Origin of the sequence: Halomonas sp. Mc5H-6 (assembly GCF_024124705.1) — a bacterium.
Lineage (GTDB): Bacteria > Pseudomonadota > Gammaproteobacteria > Pseudomonadales > Halomonadaceae > Vreelandella > Vreelandella subterranea.
On the sequence record NZ_JAMXSI010000005.1, the window covers coordinates 215659 to 233870 of the forward strand.

Sequence of the window (18212 nt, forward strand, 5' to 3'; positions counted from 1 at the left end):
GTGGGTTACTCCCCTTCGTCCAGGCTTTCCACGCGGATACGCGTGACAGGGCCCGCAATATCCGCCATGGCTTCGATTTCACGGATCGCTTCGTTCATCTGCTTCTCCTTGGTGCGGTGGGTCAGCAGGATGATGGGTACCAGCTCGCCTTCGGTCGCCTCTTTCTGGATCAGCGCCTCGATGGACATGCCCTGCTCGGCAAGGATGGTCGCCACGCGGGCCAGTACGCCGGGGCGGTCGACGGCCAGCAGGCGCAGGTAATACGCCGTGGTAATGTCTTCCATGGGCATGATCGGCAGCTGGCTGACGTCTTCGTCAATACCGCTGAACGCCAAGTAAGGCACGCGATAGTGATGGTCGGTGGCAATGTCTCGCGCCACGTCGAGGATATCCGCCACCACGGCCGAAGCCGTCGGCTCCGCACCTGCACCGGCACCGTAATAAAGCGTCGGCCCGACGGCGTCGCCCATTACCGCGATGGCATTCTTGACGCCGTGAACATTGGCAAGCAGACGCTCTTTGGGGATCAGCGTGGGGTGTACCCGCAACTCAAGCCCATGGTCGGTGCGCTTGGAGATGCCCAGGTGCTTGATGACGTAGCCAAGGTTATCGGCCTGTTCAACGTCTTCTGCGGTGATCCGCGAAATCCCCTCGGTGAACGCCTTCTCGAACTGAAGCGGCACGCCGTAGGCGATCGAGGCCAGAATGGTCAGCTTGTGCGCCGCGTCGATGCCTTCAACGTCAAAGGTCGGGTCGGATTCGGCATAGCCCAGCGCCTGGGCTTCGGCGAGCACGTCTTCGAAGGCGCGGCCTTCGTCGCGCATGTGGGTCAGGATGTAGTTGCCGGTGCCGTTGATGATGCCCGCTACCCACTCGATGCGGTTGGCACCCAGGCCTTCGCGCAGCGACTTGATGACCGGGATCCCCCCCGCGACGGCGGCTTCAAACGCCACGATCACGCCCTTTTCGTGGGCCGCCTTGAAAATTTCGTTGCCGTGGACGGCGATCAGCGCCTTGTTGGCCGTGACCACGTGCTTGCCGTTTTCAATCGCGGTCAGCACCAGTTCGCGGGCAATGTCGTAACCGCCAATCAGCTCAACCAGGACATCCACATTGGGGTTGGTGGCCACTTCAAAAACATCCGTGGTGGCATTGATACCGGTAATGTCGCAATCGGGGTGAATACTGCGGTGGCCCACCTGCTCAATCACGATCGGACGACCCGCACGACGTGCAATATCGTCCGCGTTGCGCGTCAGCACATTGAAGGTACCGCCACCGACGGTACCCAGCCCACAAATGCCTACTCTTACCGGTTTCAAAATACTTCCCCTTTCATATTGTGCACTCAGAGGTGCAGTGTCTCAGCGTGATAATGGTTGATCAATCGGCCTGTGGCTGTTGATTCTAGGCGTCGTCCAGTTCCAGCATTTCCACCATGCGGTCCGGCGGCACGAATCCCGGCACCATCTGCCCATCAGGCAGGATAATCGCCGGGGTGCCCTGGACGCCGAGCTGGCGGCCCAGTTCGTACTGCTCGGCGACCGGGTTGTCGCAGCTGGCCGAGCCGGAAAGCGTTTCGCCTCGCTTGGCACGCGACATGGCTTCGCTGGGGTTATCGGCACACCAGACCTGCTGCAGCGTTCTACCCGCGTTGGCATTAACGCCACTACGCGGAAAGGCCAGATAGTGTACCGCAATCCCCCGCTCGTTGAGCTCTGGCACGGTTTCGTGAAGCTTTACGCAATAAGGGCAGGTGGGATCGGTGAACACCACCACCGTCGCTCTCGGCGCGTCTTCTCCACGAAATACCACCCGCTCGCTTTCCGGGACCGCGGCAATCGCCTCGGCGCGCTCCTGGTTGCGCGCCTGCTCGGTCAGGTTCACCAGCCCGCTGTCGGCATTCTCGTAGAGATCGCCGACCAGAAAGTGACTGCCGTCGGCATTGGAATAAAAGGATTCGCCGTTTTCCAACTGGACATGGTAAATCCCTTCCATCGGCGTTTCACGCACCTTGTCGACCGGCATTGCCTGGCCATTGACGCTTAGCGTGTCGCGCAGCGCATCGGTTGCGCTATTTGCCTGCGCTGCCATGGGTAACAACGCACCGACCATCAGCCAGCCTATCAGCTTACACGGCTTGCTCTGGGACGTCGTTTGTTCTGTGCCTCGGCGCATCATGCATTCAACCTCTTGGGTGATGTTCAGCATGCAGACTTTCCAGGCGGGCCTGGGCCACATGCGTGTAAATTTGCGTGGTGGATAGGTCGCTATGACCTAGCAACAGCTGTACGACCCGTAAATTCGCCCCATGATTCAATAAATGGGTCGCAAACGCATGACGAAGCGTATGTGGCGACAGGGGGCGTGTTATTCCTGCCGTGATGGCGTGCACCTTGATGCGATGCCAGAAGGTCTGTCGCGTCATCGCTTTATCACCACGGCCTGGAAACAGTGCCGGGCGCGTGGGATCCTGCATCAGCATGGGCCGCGTCGTTTGCATATACTGGGCCAGCCAGTCGGCGGCCTCCTCCCCCATCGGTATCAGGCGGTCCTTGTCGCCTTTGCCGCGCACCCGGACGACCCCCTGGCGCAAATTGACCGCGTCACTGGTTAACCCTACCAACTCCGAAACCCGCAGTCCGCAGGCGTAGAGCAACTCCAGCATCGTGCGGTCACGTACGCCCAGCGGCGTATCCAGTACCGGCGCCTGAAGCAGGCGCTCCACTTCGTCTTCTTCCAGCGTGTTGGGCAGGCCTGGCTGTACACGCGTCAGGCGCACCTCCGCCAGCGGATCACTGGAAACGTGACCGTGGACGCGCGCCCAGCGGTAAAAACTGCGTAGACTCGACAACACACGAGCATTACTGCGAACCTGATAGCCCGCTTCACGGCGGCTGGTGAACCACGCATCCAGCCGGTCAGGCGTGGGCGACAATAATGACTCGCCGTGCGCCTCCAGGTGCTGCTGCCAGGCGTTCAGGTCGCGTCGATAAGCCGCTAGCGTATGCTCACTGGCCCCGCGCTCCAGCCACAGAGCATCCAAAAAAGCATCAATGACATGCATACGCAAGCCGCCCATTAGGTTGCTTCATCGGTTAGATAAACAAAACCCCGCCCCGCTGAGCGGTGACGGGGTTTTGATACCCAGGCGCAAGCGCCTGCGGAAACGACTCGCCTTAGGCCAGCTTTTCCTTGATACGGGCCGATTTACCGCTGCGCTCGCGCAGGTAGTAAAGCTTGGCCTGGCGCACGTCACCGCGGCGCTTGACTTCAATAGAGTCAACCAGCGGGCTGTAGGTCTGGAAGGTACGCTCAACGCCAACGCCGTGAGAAATCTTGCGCACGGTGAACGCGGAGTTCAGGCCACGGTTACGCTTACCGATGACCACACCTTCAAACGCCTGCAGACGCTCGCGGTTGCCTTCTTTGACTTTCACTTGAACGACGATGGTATCGCCCGGTGCAAAGTTCGGCACCTCTTTGGACATTTGCTCGTTTTCGAGCGCCTGGATCACCTTGTTTTTACTGCTCATCATCATGCTCCTAAATAACGTGGTGGCAAAACCGCTCAGCCATGGAAGGCGGTCGCCGTGATCCCGGCGCTCAATAACGAGCGACGCGGGAGTCGTTATGGGTGACACAGGTGCGCTGGCGCGTCGCCATTACCGCCCTGCACCGCCGCTCATGCCGGTTCAGTCTTGATTTCCTAGTCAGTCTTGGCTGACGAACCGGAAAGAGCGTATTCCTCGATAAACTCGTTCAACAGCTTGCGCTGTTCGGCATCCAACGGTCGCCCTTCCAACAGGTCGGGTCGACGCTGCCAGGTGCGACCCAGGGATTGCTTCAACCGCCAGCGCTTGATGGCGGCGTGATTACCGCTCAGCAGCACATCCGGCACCTGTCGCCCGTCGATAACCTCGGGACGGGTGTAGTGCGGGCAGTCTAACAAACCGTCGTTAAACGAGTCTTCGATGGCGGAATCCTGATGCCCCAATACACCGGGAATCAGCCTTGCCGCCGCGTCAATCAACACCATGGCCGGCAGCTCACCGCCGCTTAGCACATAGTCGCCAATTGACCATTCTTCATCGATGTCACTTTCCACCACCCGCTCGTCAATGCCTTCATAGCGCCCTGCAACAACAACCAATGGGCCTTTAGACGCCAGTGACGTCACACCCTGTTGGTCCAGCTTGCGCCCCTGGGGTGATAGATAAATCACCGTGGGCGTCTGGCCGGTTGCATCATGCGCCTGCTGTCGGGCGTCATGAATGGCAGCGCGTAAGGTGTCGACTTTCATCAACATCCCGGGGCCGCCGCCATAGGGGCGATCATCAACGCTACGATGGCGGTCAGTGGCGTAATCGCGCGGATTCCAGAACGCGAGCTCTATGTGCCGTTTTTCGATCGCTCTACCGACCACGCCCTGCTGGGTGAGCGCATCGAACATCTTGGGAAACAGCGATACCACACCTATCCACATCGCGGGGTGTGAAACGTCGTCTCCACTGCCCGGCTGTTGTTCACTGCTCAAAACTCAGGATCCCAATCAACGACCATTCGGCCGTCTTCAAGACTGACTTCAACAATGACGTCGCCCGGCAAAAACGGCAGCAGGCGCTCACGCTTGTCGATCGCCTCGACATCGCCGCGAACGACCATGACATCGTTGGCACCGGTTTCGAACAGGTAACTGACCTGCCCTAACCGTTCGCCGGCTTGAGTAAAAACCGCAAGGCCTTCAAGCTCATGCCAATAATACTCATCGTCAGAAAGCTCAGGGAGGGCCGCTTTGGGCATCAATATGTCCGCCTGGGCCAATGCGTCGGCCGCGTCACGGTCATCGATCCCTTTAAGCTGAACCACAAGGCCCTTACCTTGCCGACGGCCCTGAACAATGGCCATGCGCGTCAGACTGTCGCCTTGGCGCACCCACCATTCGGGGTAGTCCAAAATGCTGTCCATGGGGCTGGTATAGGAATATACCTTCAGCCAGCCTTTCACTCCGTGGGAGCTTGTCAGCTTGCCGAGCACCACATGCGTGTCGTCAGTATGGCTTGTTTCAAAACGCGTCATTGACGACCTCAACGTACAACAGCACTTGCCACATCGCGAACAGGTTTAGGCCTGTTTACGCGCTTCTTTTACCAACTCAGCAACACGACCTGACAGCTGGGCACCCTGGCTCTGCCAGTGTACGACACGGTCCAGGTCAACGCGCAGGCGTTCTTCCTGGCCACGTGCAACAGGGTTGAAGAAACCGATACGCTCAATGAAACGGCCATCACGGGCGTTACGTGAGTCGGTCACGGTCAGGTGGTAAAAGGGACGCTTCTTGGCGCCACCACGTGCCAAACGAATGGTAACCATACGATAACTATCCTTCGGTTGAGGTTACGAGAGTGCGCCTTAGCGGCGTTCGCTTCCGGAAGCACTCTTCATACTATAAAAGCCTTCAGCGTGGGGTATTGTCATTATATGACCAACACCCACACAAGAAGACGCCGCATTCTACGCAAATGCGCTCGGCTTGGAAAGCCTGATAGCCAGAAAACTATTAGTCCGTCAAGCATGCCACCCGACGGCAATGCCTAGCGGCGCGGGAATCCACCTGGTCCACCCATGCCGCCAGGGCCACCCATGCCACCGGGACCGCCTGGGCCGCCACCGCCGCCCATCATGCCGGACATGCCGCGCATCATTTTTTCCATGCCGCCTTTTTTGCCGGCTTTTTTCATCATCTTCTGCATCTGCTTGTGCTGCTTGAGCAGACGGTTCAAGTCCGGCACCTGAAGCCCCGCACCCGCCGCAATACGGCGCTTGCGTGAACCGTTGATGATTTCAGGCTTGTGGCGCTCCTTGGGGGTCATGGAGTTGATCAACGCCTCAAGCTTGCCGAGCTCTTTTTCGGGACCGGGCCCCTGGGCCATATCCGCCATCTGCCCCATGCCCGGCAGCTTGCCGAGCAAGCCCCCCATGCCACCCATTTTCTTGAGTTGCTGGAGCTGCTCGCGAAAATCTTCCAGATCGAAGCCGTCGCCTTTCTTGACCTTCTTGGCCAACTGGTCGGCTTTGGACTTATCGACCGTGCGCTCGGCTTCTTCAATCAGCGAGAGCATGTCGCCCATGCCCAGAATCCGCGAGGCGACCCGGTCAGGGTGGAAGGGTTCCAGGGCGTCGACCTTTTCACCGACCCCCATGAACTTGATCGGCTTGCCGGTGACATGACGCACCGAGAGCGCAGCACCGCCCCGCGCATCACCGTCGGCCTTGGTCAGGACCACCCCGGTAAGCGGCAGCGCATCGTGGAACGCTTTTGCGGTATTGACCGCATCCTGGCCGGTCATGGCATCGACAACGAACAGCGTTTCGTCAGGCGTGACGGCTTTATGCAACGCCTGAATTTCCGCCATCATGGCTTCGTCGATGGCCAGGCGGCCTGCGGTATCGATCAATACGACGTCGTGAAACTGGATTTTGGCGTGCTTGATGGCCGCTTCGGCAATCGCCACTGGCGCCTGATCCGAGCGGGAGGGGAAGAAGTCGACTTCCACCTCTTTGGCTAGCGTCTCCAACTGGTCAATCGCCGCGGGGCGGTAGACGTCGGCCGAGACCACCAGAACCTTTTTCTTTTCGCGTTCCCGCAGGTAGCGCGCCAGCTTGGCCACCGAGGTGGTTTTACCCGCGCCCTGCAAGCCCGCCATCAGCACCACGGCCGGAGAGCTCTTTAATGTCAGCCCTTCGTTCGCCTCGCCCATGGTGGCTTCCAGCTCTTGCTGGACAATCTTGACGAACTGCTGCCCGGGCGAAAGACTTTTGGATACCTCTTGCCCCACGGCCCGTTCGCGCACCCGCTCGACGAAGTCCTTGACCACGGGCAGCGCCACGTCTGCTTCAAGCAGCGCACGACGAACTTCCCGCAGGGTATCTTTAATGTTGTCTTCGGTCAGACGCGCCTGACCTTTGATCGATTTTAACGTCTGGGAAAGACGCTCACTAAGAGTCGAAAACATGGGGCCTCTCTGCCTCCGTCGCTGTTGCCGGGCTTGACCGGCCCTAGGCTAATGAAAAGATTATACGCGCTCGCAGCTTGAGTCTCCATGGGCTCAAGATATAGATGACTGTGCGTCACTGTAAGGATTCGTTATAGTAGTGGCTTATCAGTTCGATTTGTTTCATTACGACGCGCTGCAAGGCGCACGGATAGCATCATGCAGGCGCTCCCTTTCGCCACCATCGCCTTTGTTCTCTACATAGCCGCTGCCATCTGGCAGGGGATGGCGCTGTTCCGGCGCGTGCCCCCGCGTCAGGTCATCGTGCGGCTTTTAGCCGCGCTAGGCCTGTTGCTGCATATCCCGGTGGTGGTTCAGCTCGTCGGGCAAACGCCCGGCTTGCTGCCCGGCTTTACCACCAGCGCCACACTGCTGATGGCGGTCGCCGTGAACGTGGTCCTGGTCGCAAGCCTGTTCAAGCCCGTGCTCAACGCCGGCATCGCCCTCTTCCCGCTCGCCGGCATCGCACTGATGGCCGCTACCTGGCTACCCAGCCAAAGTGGTCACAGCGGTCTTACGCCGGGTATTTTGATGCACGCCATCAGCTCCGCGCTGGCCTTTGCGGTGCTGGCGATTGCCGCCGCACAAGCGGTACTGGTAGGCTTGCAGAATCAGGCATTGCGCCACCATCACATCCGCGGCATTGTCCAGTCACTTCCTCCGCTTACCACCATGGAGCGGGTGCTCTTCGAGCTGGTGTGGGTCGGCATTATATTGCTGACGCTATCCATTATCAGCGGCTTGCTGTTCCTGGATAACTTCTTTGCCCAGCACCTCGCCCACAAAACGGTACTGTCACTTCTGGCCTGGGTGATTTTCACCGGGCTCTTGATTGGCCGTTACCGGTTTGGCTGGCGCGGCATGCGCGCGGTGCGCTGGACGCTCGGCGGCTGCGCGATTCTGGTATTGGCCTACTTTGGCAGCAAGTTCGTGCTGGAAGTGGTACTTAACCGCTAACCTTGCAGGCACTAGTCTTTAGGCATCAGGTGTATTGACACCTCTGTTGCAACCTCTTACAAATCGAGCTGAACACGGCATAAAGGAAATTCTGACTTGAGTGATGACTTCCCGCTGGGATTACTCTTTGGCTTGCTGGCCCTTCTCATTGCCCTCTCCGCTTTTTTCTCAAGCTCTGAAACCGGCATGATGTCGATCAACCGCTATCGGCTCAGCCACAACGCCAATAGCGGCGACCGTCGCGCCAAGCGCGTCATGCGCCTGCTGGCGCGCCCCGACCGGCTGATTGGCGTTATCCTGATCGGCAATAACTTCGTCAATAACCTTGCCGCCTCCATTGCCACGATTATTGCCATCCACTTTTTCGGCGATGTGTCAGGCCCCGCCATTTCTACTGCCCTGCTGACCATCACCATTTTGATTTTTTCCGAGGTGACGCCCAAGACCTATGCGGCCATCAAGCCCGAGCGCATTGCCTATCCAAGCTCGTACGCGCTTGAACCGCTGCTCAAGCTTCTCTACCCACTGGTATGGCTGGTTAACGCCGTTTCCAACGGACTGCTGCGCCTGATCGGCGTCAAGAGCGTCGAAAACGGTGGCGACAACCTCACGCGGGATGAATTGCGCACCGTGGTGCACGAAGCCGGCACGCTGATTCCCTATCGACACCGCGCCATGCTGCTTTCGATTCTCGATCTGGAAAACGTCACCGTCAATGACATCATGGTGCCCCGCCATGAAGTGCTGGGCATTGATCTGGACGACTCGCTCGACGACATTCTGGCGCAAATCCGCACCAGCCAGCATACCCGACTGCCGGTCTACAAAGGCGATATCAATAACATTATCGGCATGCTGCACTTACGCAATGCGGCACGCTTTTTATCGCGCAGCGAAGTCACCAAGGCAGCGATCGTGCAGGAAGCCCGCGAGCCCTACTTCATTCCGGAATCCACGCCGCTTCACACCCAGTTGCTCAACTTCCAGAAACAGAAGCGCCGTATCGGCATCGTGGTCGATGAATATGGTGATGTTGAAGGGCTTGTCACCCTGGAGGACATTCTTGAAGAGATTGTCGGTGAATTCACCACCGACGTATCGGAAGACGATGAGATACATCAACAGGATGACGGCAGTCATGTCATCGAAGGCACCGCGACCATAAGAGACATCAACAAGATGCTGGGCTGGCAGTTACCCACCGATGGTCCCAAAACCCTCAACGGGTTAATTCTTGAGCATTTGGAAGGCTTTCCCGAAGGGCCTGCCTGCCTGCAGGTAGGGGCAACACGCATGGAGATTCTGGCGATTCGGGACAACCTGATCACCTCCGCCCGCTGCTGGAAGGCGACGCGCAGCGGGCTCGGCCAATAGGCTGGCGCCCGGTCACTGGCGTGGCACGATGTCCTGATCCGCCTCGACTTTAAGCTGTCTCACCTGCTGCTCAAGGTAGCGGCGCAGCGCCAGCTCCCCTGTATCACTCGGGTCAACGGGGTCGCCAAAGCGGAGACTCACCGGCGCCCGGAAACGTCTGGGCCATTTCTTCAACGCCTTGCCGTCATAGTGAGATGTCCACGATCCCCAGAGCCCCGCAAGCGCGGCGGGCACCACCGGCACGCAGTCCCGCATGACAATCGCCTCGAGCCCGCGGCGGAAAGGGTGGATCTCACCGTCGGGCGTTAGTCGCCCTTCGGGAAACACCATCACCACTTCACCCTGGCGCAGTGCCTGGCTGACTTCTTCCAGGGCGCGACGCAGCGCGCCCGGACTGCGACGCTCAGACTCGATGGGAATGGCGCCGACCAGTTGAAACCACCATCTCAGCCAGGGGGAGTCAAAGATCGGCTGATCCATGACAAAACGCAACGGGCGGGGGCTGCCGCCGCCCAGCACCAGCGCATCCATAAAGCTGACATGATTACACACCACCAGCGCTGGCCCTTGCTTGGGAATATGGCAACGTCCCCGTACATGCAGGCGATAGCAAAGCCGCATGGCCAGAAAGATACCGCCGCGCAGCAAGTGGCGCACTGGCTTAACCAATCCCATTACTCGGATTGCTCTCGGTTGCGCAGCCCGGCAAGAACGGTACTCAACAGCTGATCAAGCAGTTCATCCACCTTGAGCTGATGCCCCTGCCAATAACCAAGGCGTTCATTCAACCCCAGTTGAACCAGCCCGTGCACACTGCCCCATAAGGTGCGTCCCAGGCGTCGCGCCTCGGCATCATCCAGCATGGGCTGATACTGTTTGAGCGATGTTTCAACCTGGGTAAACAACGCTTCGATCAGTTGGCTCTGACGCTGGTCCAATTCGCCTTCCTGGGCCAACGGATGGTCAAACAACAGTTGCCATCGGTAGCAATCCTTTTCGGCAAATCGCCAATAGGCATTGGCCAGCGCCCGCAGCCAGGGCTCGGGTTCATCAGACGCGAGATTGGTAATCGTGGACTGCAAGCGCGCCAGGGTTTCGACGTTGACGTGTTGCAACAAAACATTAAAGCTGCCATACAGCTTGAGCAATGTACTGGGGGCGCAGCCCACCTCTCTGGCCAGGGCACGCAGCGATAAGCCATGAATGGACTGTTGAGCCAACCATTCATCGCAAGCGTGCATAACCTGCGCGTGTAGTGCATCCGGCGCGTGCTGTCTGGGGCGAGCCATGGCGATCTCTTAAGGTGAACGGCAAACAGGAAGAATGCCTTATCGCGCTTTAGCGTGAACAAGGGATGCTATAGGATACCCCACATCGAACACTGTTTTCGACTCCAAACCTCGACATTTCATGCTTAATACCCTCTAAACGGGTACAGACAACGCCTTAGCGTAAAAGGAGACCTGCATGGCCGGGCGCTTACACGTGCAGCAACTGCCTCTTGCCCGCCTACTCCCAAGCCTGAAGATGGCTGAACCCTTGATTGAATCACCCAATGTGGCACCGCGACAGCCGATATCGGCCATCCGTACGGTTGAGGGTCAACCCTGTTTAGAGTCGTTATTCTGGGGGCTGACACCGCCCTGGCTAAAAGTCCTGGATAATGCCCCACACTGCGCTCGAGCGGAAACCCTGAACCAACGGGGCATGTTTCAGGAGGCCTATCGCTCGCGTCGCTGCCTGGTGCCGGTGAGCGGCTTTTACATCTGGAAACGGCTACCCCGTGCCAAGCAACCCTACCTGGTCACGCAGGTCAACCGCGGACCGCTATTGCTTGCGGGGCTGTGGTGCCGGTATCACACCACACTCACTACCTACAACGACTCCACCGCTCTGGTAACCGTCCCTGCGAACGCCTGTTTGTCGCACCTGACGGACCGGCTGCCTGCGGTGATCGACCCGCGGAACGCAGACGAATGGTTAAATCCCGACACGGCTCACACTCGCCTTGATCGTCTATTGACGCCCGCACCGCTGGAACTGTTGGGCGCTTTTCCGGTATCAAAGCAGATTAACTTTCCCACCTACCAGTCATCGGCCTGCGCTCACCCCACCGGGCCGATGATACGCTGGACCACGTCATAGGAGCTTACATGCGTCAACTGATTGGTTTAAAACGCTTTGCACGGTGGAAAATGGCGTTGCCCGGAGGCGCCCTGCTGGGCATGGCCATGGGCAGCCTCTGGCTTGCGCCCGCGGCGCTGGCGGCCGACGAAGACGACATCAAGGAGGTCGTTACGCCCCACGTCAGCCCGTATGACGAGCGCGACTACCGCGTGCTCGAACTGGAAAACGGCTTGAATGTGCTGCTCGTCAGCGATGACGAGGCCGATAAAGCGGCGGCCTCGATGAACGTACGGGTCGGCAGCGCTCAGGACCCTGATGACCTGCAGGGGCTCGCCCACTTTCTCGAACACATGCTGTTTTTGGGCACTGAGGCTTACCCTGAGGTTGACGCCTATCAGCGCTATCTATCGCGCAATGCGGGGTCGCACAACGCCTTCACCGCCTCCCAGGATACCAATTACTTTTTCAGCATTGAGCCTTCCGCCTTTGAGGGCGCTCTGGACCGATTCAGTGCATTTTTTGTTTCGCCGCTGTTTAATGCCGACAAGCTTGAAAGCGAGCGCAATGTGGTGCACTCCGAGTACGTAGCACGCCGTCGCGATGAAGGAAGGCGCGAAAACGCGGTACTCAACCAATTGCTGAATCCGGATAACCCCACCACCCAGTTTGCCGTGGGTAACCGCGAGACGCTGGCCAACCCCCCGGAAGGTGAAGCCACCCTTCGCGAACGGGTGATGGCGTTTTACCAGCGCCACTACGATGCCAATGTCATGAACCTGGCCGTGGTAGCGCCTCAGTCGCTGGATACCCTGGAAGACTGGGTGGTGGAGCGCTTTGCCGAGATTCCCGATAACGACCTGGAGGCTCCCGCCATCGATGCCCCGCTGGTCGATCGCGACACGCTGCCCCGTTACGTAGAACGCCAGTCGATTGAGGATCGCCATCAACTACGTTTTTACTTTCCCATTCCCGACCCCACCGACGCTTATCGACAGAAACCCACTCAACTGATTTCCCATCTGTTAGGCGATGAAAGCGATGGCAGCTTGTTCGCCGTTCTCAAGGACGCCGGGCTTGCCGACGCGTTGTCGACAGGGGTCAGCCGCGCCGATGGCCAGCATGCGCTTTTCACGGTCTCCATCAGCCTTACCGAGGACGGCGCGCAGCGCCTGGACGATATTGAAGCCACGCTGTTTGCCGCCATCGAGCGTATCCGCCAGGGCGGGCTTGAAGCGTGGCGCTACACCGAGCAAGCCGACCTCAACGAACAGGCCTTCCGCTTTCAACAGCACGGCGAACCCCAGCAGGAAGCCATTCGACTGTCGATGAACCTGTCGCGCTACCCGGTGGAGGACGTCCAATATGCCGCGTATCGGATGGATGAGTTCGATGCAAAGCAGCATCAACGCTACCTGGATGCGCTGACTCAGGACAATATGCTGCGGATTTACTCAGCGCCCGACATCGAGAGCGAAAAGGTAACGCCCTGGTTCGACACCGCCTGGCGCGAACAGACGCCAAGCGAAAGTGGCCAAGCCTTGAGCGGGCTGTCATTACCGGCACCCAACCCCTTTATCGCCAGCGACCTGGCCCTGCTGGAAGGCCAGGACGAACGCCCCAGTACGCTGATCGACACGCCTTCGTTTACCGCCTGGCATATGCAGGTCGCCCAGTTCAACACGCCCAAGGTGGAGTGGCGGCTAAGCTTGCAGCACCCCAGTGCCAGCTATTCCGCCGAAGAAGCGGTGCTCACCCGGCTGTTGGCCAACTGGCTGAACGACAGTCTTAACGAAGCGCTTTACCCAGCCTGGCTGGCAGGCCAGTCGTTCAGCGCCTATGCCCATTCACGGGGTATGACGCTGTCGTTTTCCGGCTGGCGGGACGGTCAGACCCCGCTCATCGAGCAAGCACTCGACCAGCTCAGCAACGCCGACATCCGTCAGCGCGACTTCGAGCGGGTGCTCAACCGTTTACAGCGCGAGTGGCGCAACGCCCCTCAAGCTTCTTTGTACGCCCAAGCCAGCGGCACCCTGGGCGAAGCACTGCTAACTCCCCAATGGTCGACCCAAGCCCTGCTTGAGGCCAGTCAGCGACTGGCGCGTGGCCACCTGATCGATTTCCGCCAACGTTTCCTTGACGATCTCTACGTGGATGCCATGGCGGTCGGCAACCTGGGGCCTGAACTTGCCAGAGAGCAGGCAAACCTGATGCGCGGCAAACTCACTCCCCGGCTAGCGCGCGACGATATCCGCAATCTCACACCGCTCGCCGTCCGCGGCGACGATACGGTCCTGCACCCCAATAGCCAGCGTGAAGAATCCATCGTACTGCGCTACCTGCAAGGCCGTGACCAAACATTGCGCGAGCAAGCCGCAACGCAGGTGCTCGCCCAGTGGCTGGAAACGCCTTTCTACCAGCAACTACGCACCGAGGAGCAGCTTGGTTACATCGTCAACGCGGGTTACTCACCGGTGCTGGACGCCCCTGGCATCGCCATGGTCGTACAGTCACCGGACGCCGATAGCGACACCATTGCCGAGCGCATGGACGCGTTTCTGGAAGATGCCGACGAGCGGCTTGAACAGCTGGACGACGGTGAGCTGGACGCCTACCGCCAAGCAGTGAACACCCGCTTGAGCCAGCGCGATACGGGGTTGGCGCAGATGGCCAATCGCTACTGGCAGGCAACCGCGCGGGATGAAGTGCGCTTTGACCATCGTGAGCAGCTCGCCGAGCTGGCCCTTGCGGTGACGCTAGACGAGCTGCAGGCACTCTGGCCTGCGCTGCGTGAACATCAACTGGACGTGCGCTTCAACCCCGGCGACGAACCCAGCGATGTAGCGGCGATCCGCCAGCAGTTCACGCCTTTACCCGAAAAAGCCGACCACTAACCGTTGGGCCCTAGGCCTGCCTGCTCAGGCGTCAAATGCCTGGGCAGGCAACATGGCTTCAACATAGAGCACGAGTTCCTCGAGAATCTGGCGCTGTTGATCGGTGAGCGTCTGCTGGTTGTAGTTTTCGATCTCCCGGGCAAAGGCTTTCAAGGTAAAACCTGACAGCGTGGCATCGTTCAGGCGCATCCAGCGAAACGCCTCCCACTGCTCCAGCTCGTCGCCCTCGAGGGTTTCCGGGTAGCTTCGCGCACGAAAGCGGAACAGCATCTCCTCAAGTCGCGGGTCCTGAAAGGCGAACCGCTCGCCCACCAAATCCCAAGGGTCCATGGCCCTGACCCGCTCCATCTGCTGGCGGTCGGCCGCCGAGAAAAAGGCACCGGCATAGAGCATCAGGTCGGGATCCTGGGGCGCATCGTCGTAGCCTGCGCTGAAGACCTCGGCCACTTTCTGGGACACTGAAGGGGCCTCGCGGAGCATTTTCCAATGCCGGCGACAGGCGTTCATATCCAGCCCCAGCCGGGCCACGATGTCGCCATACTCCCCTTTCTGCGGACCCTCCACGTCTTTCAGCGCCGTGGTGGGAAAGACTACCGGGCAGCGATTGATGTGAATGACCTTGAGCGGAATGCGGGTTTCGCCCTCCGCCAGATCCTGCTGACTGACGAAGACCCGCTCACGAATTTGCGCCGCCGACATGGTCAGGAACTCGCTGGGATCAATGCTCAGATCGTAGACGATCACCCCGTTGGGATTGCTCGGATGCTCCGCCAACGGCATCACCAGCGCACTGCACGCCCGGCTTGCCGGGTAGCGACGCGAAATATGCAAGATCGGTTTGGCACTGGGCAAATCGAGCTGCTTGGCCACTGCCCGCTTGCCACGCAGGCCGAGCAAATAATCAAACAGCTTGGCATTGCGCGACTTCAGCAGGCGCGCCAGCGCAATCGTCGCACGCACATCGGCCACCGCATCGTGGGCGCCTTCGTGGGCGATGCCATTGGCCGCCGTCAGGTCTTCCAGCTTGAAACTCGGCGCGCCATCGTCGCGCAACGGCCATTCGATCCCCTCGGGCCTCAAGGCGTAAAAGGCTCTGACCACATCGATAAGATCCCAGCGCGAGTTGCCGTTTTGCCACTCGCGGGCGTAAGGGTCGAGCAGATTACGGTAGAACAGGTGGCGCGACACTTCGTCATCGAAACGCAGGCTGTTATAGCCCACCACGCAGGTGCCCGGCTCGCTCATATGGCGCTGCACCTCAGCGGCGAACTCGGCTTCCGGGAGACCGTGACGCTGTGCCTTTTGTGGGGTAATACCGGTAATCAAGCAGGCGGCGGGATGGGGAAGATAATCGTCAGCGGGGCGGCAGAACAGCTCGATCGGTTCGCCGATTTCATTCAACTCAGCGTCGGTGCGCAGAGCCGCGAACTGAGCGGGGCGATCACGACGCGGATCAGCCCCGAAGGTTTCATAGTCATGCCATAAAAAGCTGGCGGGGGCAGCATTGGGTGACGCCATGGACAAGCACTCCGCTGGGCATTGAAAAGCCCAAGCCTAGCATATCCACGCTGGGTTTCGCCGCGTATTCCAGAAACCGCTGATGTCAGCAATCCCGGTTTCAGCAACCCAGGCTTCCAGAAAGCGCGGCTCAGCTTTTGGGCAGCGTCACGTTCAACTCCAACACCGAGCAGTTGTCTTCACTATCCAGTGAGATCTGAATCGCATCGTCGTCCACGTGAACATAGCGGCGAATGACCTCCAGCAACTCACGTTCCAGCATCGGCATGTAATCGGGTTGCCCTCGTTGGCTTCGTTGATGCGCCACGATAATTTGCAGGCGTTCTTTGGCCACCGAGGCAGACTTCTTGCGCTCACGCTTCAAGAACTCCAGCAGTTTCATCGCCGACCTCCACCAAACATGCGGCTGAGCAGGCCTTTACGCTGCATTTCGTGAAAGCGCAGCGGCATGTCTTCACCGAGCAGACGCGAGACGGTGTCGCTATAGGCCTGGCCCGCGTCGCTTGAAATATCGTGGGTCACCGGCACGCCCTGGTTCGACGCCCGCAGCACGGCTTCGGACTCGGGAATCAAGCCGAGCAGGTTAATCGCCAATATTTCACGAATATCGTCCAGCGTCAGCATGTCGCCCGAGGTGACACGCTCAGGGTTGTAGCGCGTGACCAGCAGGTGTTCCTTGATCGGGTCGCTGCTTTCCTCGGCGCGACGTGTCTTGGATGCCAGCAGGCCCAGAATCCGGTCGGAATCGCGCACCGAGGATACTTCCGGATTCGTCACCACGATGGCTTCATCGGCAAAGTACATGGCCAACTGGGCGCCACGTTCGATACCGGCGGGCGAATCACACATGATGTAGTCGAAGTCCTCTTTCAGCTTGTCGAGCACTTCGGCAACGCCTTCCTGGGTCAAGGCATCCTTGTCGCGGGTTTGTGAAGCCGGCAGAATAAACAAATTCTCAACCCGCTTGTCGCGGATCAATGCTTGATTGAGCCCCGCCTCACCTTGAATCACGTTTACCAGATCGTACACTACGCGGCGCTCGCAACCCATGATCAGATCAAGGTTGCGCAAGCCCACATCGAAATCAATCACCACCGTTTTCTTTCCGCGCAGGGCTAAGCCTGTCGAGATAGCGGCGGCACTGGTGGTTTTGCCGACCCCCCCTTTACCTGAGGTCACTACAATAATTTTGGCCAAGAGTTACTTCCTTCTTGAAGTCGTTCATCGCAAGCGCACCGTTGGCGCACTACGTACAACGGGAACGTCTATGTCATATCTATAAACCACGCGATGACGCCGCGTGGCTGGCATTCTCAACGATTTACGCGTCAGGCGCTAATTAAGCGGCTTAATTTCCAATTGTTGTTGCGTAAAGTGCACCTCAGCGGGGGCACCCAGCAGCTGAGAATCAATATCTTCCAGACGCTTGTAATTACCCGCCACCGACAGTAATTCAGCGGCCAGCTCGCGGCAATAGATACCCGCCTGGGTATTGCCATGAATACCCGCTAATGCCCGTCCGCGCAATGCGCCATAAACATGAATACTGCCGGCGGCCAGCACTTCCGCTCCCGCATTGACCGCACCGATGACGACCAAATCGCCTCCCGAAGCGCTCACCTGCTGCCCCGAACGCACCGTACCACGGTAGAGGCGCGTGGTTTCTGCACCGTTGCTGTCCTGTGCCTGGGCTGGCTCTTCAGCGGTGTTTGCGTCTGCCAGGGCGACGGGAGCGGCGCTTTCGCTATCGCTGCCAACACTTTTCAGCATTTGCGCACGGCTTTCATCGACCGGCGCGAACCAGCCAAGGCCCAGCGCCCACGCCGATTGGCGAACAGGCTCAGTGCCCCCCCTCACTGCCACGGGGAGCAGCTTGTGGTCACGGCAGACGGCGCAAATACGCTCCAGCGAAAGATGGGGCTCATCGAGCTTTTCCACGTTAAGCACAACCGGTGTATGCTGAAAGAACGCGGGCGACTGAGACAGTTTGCTCGCCAGCTGACGTCGGATATGCTCAGGGTCAGCACTGTTTAGCTCCATGACGGTCATCGGCAGCATGCCGCCTTTAAAGGTAAAGGCCACGTCGGCACTATCCACATTGAGGCTCATGGCCGAACTCCATGTCATGTTCAGGTAAGATATTAAGGTAGCGCATTTGAGCGCTTTTGGGTGGTGAGAATTAACCCTCACCAAGCCCGCATCATAAGTCAACGCTAAGCGACAGCGCCGACAACTGCAACCTTCTAAGGGTCGACGTCTGATTTTTTTCACGCAAAGCGCCTCACAGCAG

General features: G+C 59.0%; 18 protein-coding genes. 4 read left to right on the plus strand and 14 right to left on the minus strand.

What is annotated here, in order from left to right:
- Positions 1–5 precede the first annotated feature (5 nt).
- The 8 genes from NH395_RS09810 to ffh form a co-directional block, all read right to left on the minus strand.
- A complete protein-coding gene (locus NH395_RS09810; protein ID WP_066319352.1) occupies positions 6–1322 on the minus strand; it encodes a homoserine dehydrogenase in 1317 nt (438 codons plus the stop codon).
- Positions 1323–1407: 85 nt separating this feature from the next.
- Positions 1408–2211: a DsbC family protein gene (locus NH395_RS09815; protein ID WP_253024411.1), complete on the minus strand. Its 804-nt coding sequence runs from the start codon at positions 2209–2211 to the stop codon at positions 1408–1410.
- Positions 2186–3067, minus strand: a complete 882-nt coding sequence (xerD, locus tag NH395_RS09820) for a site-specific tyrosine recombinase XerD (RefSeq protein WP_253024413.1) — start codon at positions 3065–3067, stop codon at positions 2186–2188. The genes NH395_RS09815 and xerD overlap by 26 nt, the downstream gene beginning before the upstream one ends.
- Before the next feature lie 112 nt (positions 3068–3179).
- Positions 3180–3536, minus strand: coding sequence for a 50S ribosomal protein L19 (rplS, locus tag NH395_RS09825; RefSeq protein ID WP_066319347.1), 357 nt, complete (start codon positions 3534–3536; stop codon positions 3180–3182).
- Between the two features lie 173 nt (positions 3537–3709).
- Positions 3710–4486 carry a tRNA (guanosine(37)-N1)-methyltransferase TrmD gene (gene trmD, locus NH395_RS09830; RefSeq protein WP_253024447.1) on the minus strand — a complete coding sequence of 259 codons (777 nt, stop codon included), beginning with the start codon at positions 4484–4486 and terminating at the stop codon, positions 3710–3712.
- A gap of 47 nt (positions 4487–4533) precedes the next feature.
- A complete protein-coding gene (gene rimM, locus NH395_RS09835) occupies positions 4534–5079 on the minus strand; it encodes a ribosome maturation factor RimM (RefSeq protein ID WP_253024415.1) in 546 nt (181 codons plus the stop codon).
- Positions 5080–5124: 45 nt separating this feature from the next.
- Entirely contained in the window at positions 5125–5373 is a 249-nt protein-coding gene (gene rpsP, locus NH395_RS09840) for a 30S ribosomal protein S16 (protein WP_007111767.1), read from the minus strand.
- 221 nt (positions 5374–5594) lie between these two features.
- Positions 5595–7016, minus strand: coding sequence for a signal recognition particle protein (gene ffh / locus NH395_RS09845; RefSeq protein ID WP_066319340.1), 1422 nt, complete (start codon positions 7014–7016; stop codon positions 5595–5597).
- A gap of 198 nt (positions 7017–7214) precedes the next feature.
- On the opposite strand from ffh, the gene ccsA reads away from it, so the two are divergent.
- Entirely contained in the window at positions 7215–8012 is a 798-nt protein-coding gene (gene ccsA, locus NH395_RS09850; protein WP_092827713.1) for a cytochrome c biogenesis protein CcsA, read from the plus strand.
- Between the two features lie 96 nt (positions 8013–8108).
- Positions 8109–9386 carry an HlyC/CorC family transporter gene (locus NH395_RS09855; protein WP_085918295.1) on the plus strand — a complete coding sequence of 426 codons (1278 nt, stop codon included), beginning with the start codon at positions 8109–8111 and terminating at the stop codon, positions 9384–9386.
- Positions 9387–9398: 12 nt separating this feature from the next.
- Here NH395_RS09855 and NH395_RS09860 read toward each other — a convergent pair whose 3' ends face one another.
- On the minus strand, positions 9399–10061 hold the full coding sequence (locus NH395_RS09860) for a 1-acyl-sn-glycerol-3-phosphate acyltransferase (protein ID WP_253024417.1): 663 nt from the start codon (positions 10059–10061) through the stop codon (positions 9399–9401).
- On the minus strand, positions 10061–10675 hold the full coding sequence (locus NH395_RS09865) for a TetR-like C-terminal domain-containing protein (RefSeq protein ID WP_253024419.1): 615 nt from the start codon (positions 10673–10675) through the stop codon (positions 10061–10063). The genes NH395_RS09860 and NH395_RS09865 overlap by 1 nt, the downstream gene beginning before the upstream one ends.
- A gap of 178 nt (positions 10676–10853) precedes the next feature.
- Between NH395_RS09865 and NH395_RS09870 the strand changes: the two genes are divergently transcribed.
- Both NH395_RS09870 and NH395_RS09875 read left to right on the plus strand, forming a co-directional pair.
- Complete coding sequence (locus NH395_RS09870) at positions 10854–11531, plus strand: SOS response-associated peptidase (protein WP_253024421.1); 678 nt, start codon at positions 10854–10856, stop codon at positions 11529–11531.
- Positions 11532–11611: 80 nt separating this feature from the next.
- Positions 11612–14404 carry an insulinase family protein gene (locus tag NH395_RS09875; protein ID WP_253024448.1) on the plus strand — a complete coding sequence of 931 codons (2793 nt, stop codon included), beginning with the start codon at positions 11612–11614 and terminating at the stop codon, positions 14402–14404.
- Positions 14405–14428: 24 nt separating this feature from the next.
- On the opposite strand, the gene sbcB is transcribed toward NH395_RS09875, so the two are convergent.
- From sbcB to minC, 4 genes are all read right to left on the minus strand, one after another.
- The gene (gene sbcB / locus NH395_RS09880) at positions 14429–15922 is read right to left on the minus strand and encodes an exodeoxyribonuclease I (protein ID WP_253024423.1); all 1494 of its coding nucleotides are present in this window, start codon (positions 15920–15922) and stop codon (positions 14429–14431) included.
- Between the two features lie 130 nt (positions 15923–16052).
- Positions 16053–16304, minus strand: coding sequence for a cell division topological specificity factor MinE (gene minE, locus NH395_RS09885; RefSeq protein ID WP_027337743.1), 252 nt, complete (start codon positions 16302–16304; stop codon positions 16053–16055).
- Positions 16301–17119: a septum site-determining protein MinD gene (gene minD, locus NH395_RS09890; protein WP_092827721.1), complete on the minus strand. Its 819-nt coding sequence runs from the start codon at positions 17117–17119 to the stop codon at positions 16301–16303. The genes minE and minD overlap by 4 nt, the downstream gene beginning before the upstream one ends.
- Positions 17120–17257: 138 nt before the next feature.
- Positions 17258–18031: a septum site-determining protein MinC gene (gene minC / locus NH395_RS09895; RefSeq protein ID WP_253024425.1), complete on the minus strand. Its 774-nt coding sequence runs from the start codon at positions 18029–18031 to the stop codon at positions 17258–17260.
- Between the last annotated feature and the right edge of the window lie 181 nt (positions 18032–18212).